Origin of the sequence: Microbacterium sp. 69-10, assembly GCF_001897945.1 — a bacterium.
In the GTDB taxonomy this organism is placed as follows: Bacteria; Actinomycetota; Actinomycetes; order Actinomycetales; family Microbacteriaceae; genus Microbacterium.
This window is the reverse complement of the sequence record NZ_MKRT01000031.1, coordinates 52,639-60,060: the sequence shown is the minus strand read 5'-3', so window position 1 is coordinate 60,060 and position 7,422 is coordinate 52,639. Positions and strand designations below refer to the sequence as shown.

3 protein-coding genes and 1 pseudogene are annotated in these 7,422 nt (G+C 71.7%); all 4 read right to left on the bottom strand.

Annotated elements, in window-relative coordinates; genetic code table 11:
- Positions 1–461, bottom strand: a pseudogene (locus tag BGN97_RS17305) (DNA-formamidopyrimidine glycosylase family protein); the annotation flags it as partial.
- Positions 454–1,209, bottom strand: coding sequence for an EI24 domain-containing protein (locus tag BGN97_RS17300; RefSeq protein ID WP_292704341.1), 756 nt, complete (start codon positions 1,207–1,209; stop codon positions 454–456). The gene BGN97_RS17300 and the pseudogene BGN97_RS17305, both read right to left, overlap by 8 nt.
- A gap of 142 nt (positions 1,210–1,351) precedes the next feature.
- Positions 1,352–2,554: a tyrosine--tRNA ligase gene (tyrS, locus tag BGN97_RS17295; RefSeq protein WP_292704338.1), complete on the bottom strand. Its 1,203-nt coding sequence runs from the start codon at positions 2,552–2,554 to the stop codon at positions 1,352–1,354.
- Positions 2,555–2,743: 189 nt separating this feature from the next.
- Positions 2,744–7,408, bottom strand: a complete 4,665-nt coding sequence (locus BGN97_RS17290; RefSeq protein WP_292704335.1) for an ATP-dependent helicase — start codon at positions 7,406–7,408, stop codon at positions 2,744–2,746.
- Positions 7,409–7,422: the final 14 nt, after the last annotated feature.

The window sequence follows — 7,422 nt, the reverse complement described above, 5'->3', positions numbered from 1 at the left end:
TGGTCGAGCAGGGCGACGTGGATGCTGCGGTCGTCCGCGCTCAGCCGGCGGATCGCCTCCTCGGCGTCCCAGGCGTCCGACAGCGGATCGGGCCCCAGATGCCCGACCAGCTCGTCCTCGTCGCGGGTGGCGACGACCTTCACCTCGGCGATGTCGACACCGACCGCCTCTCGGGCCGCCGTGCCGACGATCGCGCGGACCTTGAAGGCCGGATGCCGCCACTTCTCGCCGGTGCGGTAGATGCGCCACGTGCCGTCCATGCGCAGATGGGAATGAAGCGTGTACTCGCCGATCCGCATCAGGATGTGCTTGCCGCGCGGCACGACCTCGTGCACGGTGCTGCCGGTCAGGTCGACGAGGGCAGCACGGGGGACGCGCAGATCGAAGCGCGTCACCTGCTGGCCGTGCAGGGCGTCGTCGAGGCGGCGCGCCGCCTGGAAGACCGTGTCGCCCTCAGGCACGGGGAGCCCCCGCTTCCGGAGCCTGTGCGAGCAGTTCGCGGGCCAGCAGCGTGGCACCGGCGACGGCCGTCGGCATGATGAACACGGCACCGAGCGGAATCATGAAGCAGAGCTGCGTCGCCACCCCGAAGCCGAGCAGCCGGGAGCGGCGGGTGGCGAACAGCTGCGAGCGCTGGAAGCTCGGCAGGTCGCGGGCGTTCAGCGCGCGTCCGGTCAGCTCGCGGGCGAGCAGGCGGCCGGTCAGCAGGACGCTGACGACCGCGGCGACGGCGGCGCCCACCACTGGGATGAATCCGAGGATCAGCGCGAGCAGGGCCACCAGGATGCCGAGCAGCACCAGGCGGATGCTCTCGCCGAAGGCCACGCGCAGCCCGCCGTCGCCCTCGGGGACATCGCCTCCGACATCGTTCTCGACCGCGCGCCAGATGTGCTGATAGAACGGATCGCCGATCAGCAGTGCGAGTGCGGTGAAGACCACGCTGGCCAGCACGAGGGAGCCGATGGTGATCACCGCTCCGATCGCGAAGCGCAGCGCGATCGCCCAGCCGGCGTCCCAGGAATCCGCGAACGGGGTGATCCAGCCGGTGATCGTGCCGAGCGAGAGCCACAGCGGGATGAGCGCGGCTGCGAGCACCACCAGAGCGATCAGTCCGGGAACCAGGCCGAGGGCCATCAGCCCCGGCATCCGCTTCCAGTAGCCGAAACCGCGCCCCAGGAACCGGATGCCGGTGAGGAACTCGCTGATCATGGTCGCCACACTATGTCACTCCGCCGACCCGCCCGCCCCGCCGACCTGTCGCCGAGCCACCACGCAATCGACGGGCCACCAGGAGGACGACGCGCGTCTGCGTGGTGGCTCGGCAGTTCGATGGTGGCTCGGCGGCGACGGGCTACGTCAGCGCGATCCGGGCCCAGGAGCGCCTGCCGGTGCGGACGACGGACCCGCTCGAGACGAGCACCTCCTGCTCCGGGTCGGTGACGGGGACGCCGTCGATCCGCACGGCGTCCTGGGAGATCAGGCGCCGCAGCGCCGACCTGCTCAGATCCGGTCGGACCTGCTCGAGCAGGGCGAGCGCGGTCGAGGCCGGATGCTCGACGCGCACCGGCTCGAGCTCCTCGGGCACCGCCCCGTGGGCGAAGACGTCGAGGAACGCCGTGCGCTCGCGGTCGGCGGCATCCGCTCCGTGGTACCGCTCGACGACCGCCGCCGCGAGGGTCAGCTTGGCATCGCGGGCCGCCCGGCCGTCGCGGGCCGCATCGTCGGCCAGCGCGGACACGACCTCGTCGGACAGGGTCGTGTACGCGCTCGCCCAGACGCCGACCAGCTCGTCGGGCAGGCTCATCGCCTTGCCGAACTTGTCGGTGGCGCTGTCGGTGAGCGCGATGTAGTTGCCGAGCGACTTCGACTGCTTGGGTCCGCCGTCCAGGCCGGGGGTGATGACAGTGGTGATCAGCGACTGCGGGCTGGCGCCGAGCCGCTGCTGGAACTGGCGGCCCATCATCTCGTTGAACAGCTGATCGGACCCGACGATCGTCAGATCGCTCTGCATGGCGAAGCTGTCGTAGCCCTGCAGCACGGGGTAGGTCAGCTCGTGCAGCGCGATCTCACGCCCCTGGGCGACGCGCTCGCGGAACATGTCGCGTGCCATCAGCTGCGCGTGGGTGGTCATGCTGAACAGACTCAACAGCTCGGCGACCGGCATCCGGTCGAACCACTCCGAGTTCCGGCGCACCTCGAACACGTCCGATGAGGTGTCGAGCACGATCGAGACCTGATCGAGGAAGGCCTGCGCGTTCTGCTCGATCTGCTCAGCGGTGAGCACCGGTCGGGTCTCGCTCTTGCCTGTCGGGTCGCCGACGCGGGTGGTGAGGTCGCCCAGCAGGAAGACCACGCGATGCCCGTGGTCCTGCAGGTGCCGCATGAGCCAGAGGTTCACCGCGTGACCCAGATGCAGGTCGGGAGCGGTGAGGTCGACGCCGTACTTGATGCGCAGCTGCCGGCCGCTCTCGAGCTTGGCGCGCAGCGCCTGCTCGTCGACGATCGCGTCGATGGTGCGGAGCATGGGACGCAGGATGTCGTCTGCGCGGGTCATGATGGTCCTCTCGATGGGTGCACGAGAGGGTGACGGGGCAGAGCCTCCCGTGGATACACGAAAGGCAAGGACGGTCGTCCTTGCCTGGGGCTCTGGCCTTGTCGGGCGCTACTGATCGCCGGCTCTGACCAGAGCCGGGAGATAGGTGTGCTGACGCGCCGTCATGCGGAGCAGGTTAGCACGGCCCGTTCAGACCGCCTTGCGGAGGGCGTAGCCGCGCGGGGTCGCGACGAAGCCGGCCTCCTGCAGGGCGAGCGCGAAGGGCGTGCCGTAGACGCCGGCGCCATTGATCTTCTCGACCGTGAGTGTCTCGAGGCGCCGGGCGCGGGAGGTCGCGACGAGATCGGATGCCGCGGCGCGCAGCACCTCGGGATCGTCGTCGAACGCGAGCACGGTGCGGCCGCCGCGCTCCAGGTACAGCACGAGTGCGCCGTCGACGAGGACCACGAGCCCGCCGGCCTTGCGGCCCGGGCGGTGGGAGACCTCGTCGAGCCGCGGCCACGCGAGGGCTGCGCCGTACGGGTTCGCCGGGTCGGTCGCGGCGAGCGTGACGGCCTGCCGTGGCGGCGGATCGGCCAGTCCCGAGAACGTGCGGAGGCGGTCGACCGTGGTGGATGCCGCGAACTGCGCGGCCCCCAGCTTCTCGATCACGTAGCCGCGGCGGCAGTGACCCGCCTCCTCGAAACCGGCCAGCACCCGGTACGCCTGGGCGAAGCCGCCCGGCACGCCCTCGGCCTGCACGGACCCTCGGGTGACGACGCCGTACCGGTCGAGCAGCAGCCCGGCCGTCACGGTCGCGCGGCGTGCGGCATCCGGGTCGGTCTCCGGCAGCACCGCCCAGCGTCCGCCGAACCCGGCCGAAGAAGGACGAGCCCCGGGCCGCGCCAGCGAGATGCCCCGGTATGTGCGGGTGCGCGGGGCGCGCCGTGCGGTCTTGTGCGCCTGCGAGCCGCCGGCGATCAGCGCCCGCACAGGCGAGAACGTGTCGTTCGTGACGTGACCCTGCCACGTCAGCGTCCAGAGGGCGTCGAGCACGGACTGCTCGTTCTCGGCATCCGTCATCGCGCGCAGCGCGCCCGCGAACGACGCTCCGCTGAGGCGCAGCACGTCGAGCACCTTCTCCTCCAGAGACCCCGCACCGGGTGACTCCTCGGGCACCGGCAGCGTGAACGGCGCGAGGTCGGCGGGATGCAGTGAGACCCAGCCGTCGCGGCCCGGGAGCGACCCGTGACCGGCCCACACGACCTCGCCCGCCGCGGTGAGCTCGTCGAGGAGCGCCGGTGCGTAGTCGCGCACCCGGCTCGGCAGCACGAGCGACTCCCACGCGCTGGCGGGGATCGGCACGCCCGCGAACTGCTCGATCACGCTGAGCACGCCGTCGATGCCCTCCAGCGGACGAGTCAGGTGCTGCCAGTCCGGGAGGAACCGCGCATAGGCCTGCGGGCTGACCGGCTCGACGCTGCCGCGGATCGCCGCGAGAGAGCGCATCCGCAGCCGGCGCAGCACCTCGGCGTCGCACCACTCCTTGGCCCCGCTCGGATCGGCGTCGACGGCGGGCAGGAAGAAGCCGCTGGTCAGCCGTCCCGCCGACTCCAGCCGCTGCAGGGTGTGCCGCGCGACCGCGGCTCCGATCCCGAAGCGCGCGGCGACGGCATCCGTCGTGAACGGGCCGTGAGTGCGGGCGTGCCGTGACACGAGATCGCCGAGCGGGTCGGCGACGGGCTCCAGGAACGCGACCGGTATGCCCGTCGGCAGGGCCGCGCCGAGCGCGTCGCGCAGGCGCCCGGCATCCTCGATCACGGCGAAGCGGGAATGGCCGGCGATCGTGACCGGGACGGCGCGACGGGCCGTGACGAGCTCGGCGAGGAGAGCGGATGCCTGCTCGGGCGACGCGGATCCTTCACCCCCCTCGGCGGAGGGCTTCCCCCCGGCGGAGGGCTCCAGCCGCGCCGCGACCTCCTCGGCGTCCATGGGGCCCAGCATCCGCAGCAGATCGGCGACGCCCTCCAGTCCTCGCGCGCGGCGCTGCGGATCGAGGCGCTGCGCCTCCAGCTCGAACTGCGCGATCACGTCGGGGTCGAGAAGCTCGCGCATCTCGACCGTGCCGAGCAGTTCGCCCAGCAGCGCGGGGTCGACCGACAGTGCGGCGGCGCGGCGCTCGGCCAGCGGCGAATCGCCCTCGTACATGAACGCGCCGACGTAGCCGAAGAGCAGATCGCGCGCGTACGGCGAGGGTTGTGCGGGCTCGGTCTCGACCAGGCGGATGCGCCGCTCGGAGATGTCGGTGATGAGCCGGCGCAGCGACGGCAGGTCGTAGACATCCTGCAGCACCTCGCGCAGGGTCTCCAGGATCACCGGGAAGGTGGGGTGGCGTCTGGCGACCTCCAGCAGCTGCGCCGATCGCTGACGCTGCTGCCACAGCGGCGTGCGCTTGTTCGGGTTCATCCGCGGCATCAGCAGCGCGCGGGCGGCGCACTCGCGGAAGCGCGAGGCGAACAGCGCCGACCCGCCGACCTCGGCGGTGACGATCTGCTCCAGCTCGTCGGCGTCGAACACGAAGAGGTCCGCGCCGGGCGGTTCGGCATCGGCATCCGGAATGCGCACGATGATGCCGTCGTCGCTCGCGACCGCCGATCCCTCCACCCCGAGCCGCTCCCGCACGCGGGCGTTGATGGCCAGCGCCCACGGCGCGTGCACCTTCATGCCGTACGGGGAATGCAGGATGATCCGCCAGTCGCCGACCTCGTCGTGACCGCGTTCGACAGTGAGGGTGCGGTCGGTGGGCAGGGTGCCGGTGGCCTCGCGCTGCTCGGTCAGGTAGCCGATCAGGTTGGCCCGCGCCATCTCGTCCAGACCCGCGTCGACCAGGCGCTGCTGCGCCTTCGAGGGCTCGGCCGTGGAGACCTCGCGGGAGAAGCGGCCGAGTGCCTCGCCCAGCTCGAAGGGGCGGCCGATGCCGTCGCCGTGCCAGAACGGCACCTTGCCGGGCTGGCCGTACGCGGGGATGACGTTGACCCGGTCGTGGGTGATCTCGGCGATCCGCCAGCTGGTCGTGCCGAGTGTGAACACGTCGCCGACGCGCGACTCGTAGACCATCTCCTCGTCGAGCTCGCCGACCCTGGCGCCCGTGCTCTCGCCCGCGACGAAGACCCCGAAGAGTCCGCGGTCGGGGATCGTCCCGCCGCTGGTCACGGCGATGCGCTGCGCACCGGGGCGGCCGGTCAGCGTTCCGGCATCCCGATCCCACACCACCCGCGGGCGCAGTTCGGCGAACTCGTCTGACGGGTACTTGCCGGCGAGCAGGTCGAGGGTGGCCTCGTAGGCGGAGCGGGGGAGCGTCTGGAACGGCGCGCTGCGCCGTACCGTCTCGAACCACTCCTCGACGGAGATCGGGTCGAGCGCGCAGGCCGCGACCGTCTGCTGGGCGAGGATGTCGAGCGGGTTGCGCGGCACGGCGATCGCCTCGATCTGCCCCTTCAGCATCCGCTCGGTGACGATCGCGGTGTGCAGCACGTCGCCGCGGTGCTTGGGGAAGAGGGATGCCCGGCTGATCTCGCCGACCTGGTGGCCGGCGCGGCCGACGCGCTGCAGCCCGGATGCCGCGGACGGCGGTGCCTCCACCTGGATCACCAGATCGACCGCGCCCATGTCGATGCCGAGCTCGAGGCTGCTCGTCGCGACGACGCAGCGGAGGACGCCGGACTTCAGCTCCTCCTCGACGATCGCGCGCTGCTCCTTGGACACCGAGCCGTGATGGGCCTTCGCGAGCACAGGATCGGCGCCCGCGGTCGATCCGGCCTGCGCCATCATGGCTGCCGGCGGGGCATTGTTCTCGGGAAGCGCGACGCCGATCCGCTCCGAGTAGATCTCGTTGAGCCGTCCGGTGAGCCGCTCCGCCAGCCGGCGGGAGTTCGCGAACACGATGGTCGACCGGTTCTCGAGCACCTTGTCGACGATCGCCTCCTCGACGTGCGGCCAGACGGAGCCGGTCACCTCGGCCTGCGCGGAGCCTGCCATGAAACCGTCGGCGGGCTCGTCGTTCGCGGTCGCGGCGCCGGGCGGCGGGGGCGGGTTGCGCATGTCCTCGATCGGCACCACCACGCCGAGCTCGAAGGTCTTCACGGCGCGCGGCGCCACGATGTCGACGGGCGCGGAGCCGCCGAGGAAGCGGGCGACCTCGTCGATCGGACGGACGGTGGCCGACAGCCCGATGCGCTGCGCCGGCGATTCCGCGCCACGCGCTGCGCGCAGGGCATCCAGCCGCTCCAGACTCACCGCGAGATGCGCGCCGCGCTTGGTGGCGGCCACCGCGTGCACCTCGTCGATGATCACCGTGTGCACGCCGCGCAGCGTCTCGCCGGCGCGGCTGGTGAGCATCAGGTACAGCGATTCGGGCGTCGTGATCAGGATGTCGGGCGGCGCGCTGACCAGCTTGCGCCGGTCGCTGGACGTGGTGTCGCCGGAACGCACCCCGACGGTGACCTCTGGCACAGGAAGGCCCAGCCGCCTGGCGGACTGACCGATGCCGATCAGCGGCGAGCGGAGATTGCGCTCGACGTCGACGCCCAGCGCCTTCAGCGGGGAGATGTAGAGGATGCGCGTGCGCGGCGTGCCGTCGGGCGAATCATCAATGGGTCCCTGAGCCTGCCGAAGGGCCCGTTCCCGGAACACACTGTCGATCGCCCACAGGAACGCGGACAGCGTCTTGCCCGACCCGGTCGGGGCGACGACGAGGGCGTTGCGTCCTGCGGAGATCGCCTCCCAGGCGCCCGCCTGAGCGCTCGTCGGCGCGTCGAACGCCCCGCGGAACCAGTCCTGGGTCGCGGGCGTGAAGCGGTCGAGCACATCGCTCATCCCTCCATCATGGG

Bases quoted from the DNA above. Each gene is read 5' to 3' on its own strand.
- BGN97_RS17300 (WP_292704341.1), bottom strand. From the start codon at position 1,209: ATGATCAGCGAGTTCCTCACCGGCATCCGGTTCCTGGGGCGCGGTTTC.
- tyrS (WP_292704338.1), bottom strand. From the start codon at position 2,554: ATGACCCGCGCAGACGACATCCTGCGTCCCATGCTCCGCACCATCGAC.
- BGN97_RS17290 (WP_292704335.1), bottom strand. From the start codon at position 7,408: ATGAGCGATGTGCTCGACCGCTTCACGCCCGCGACCCAGGACTGGTTC.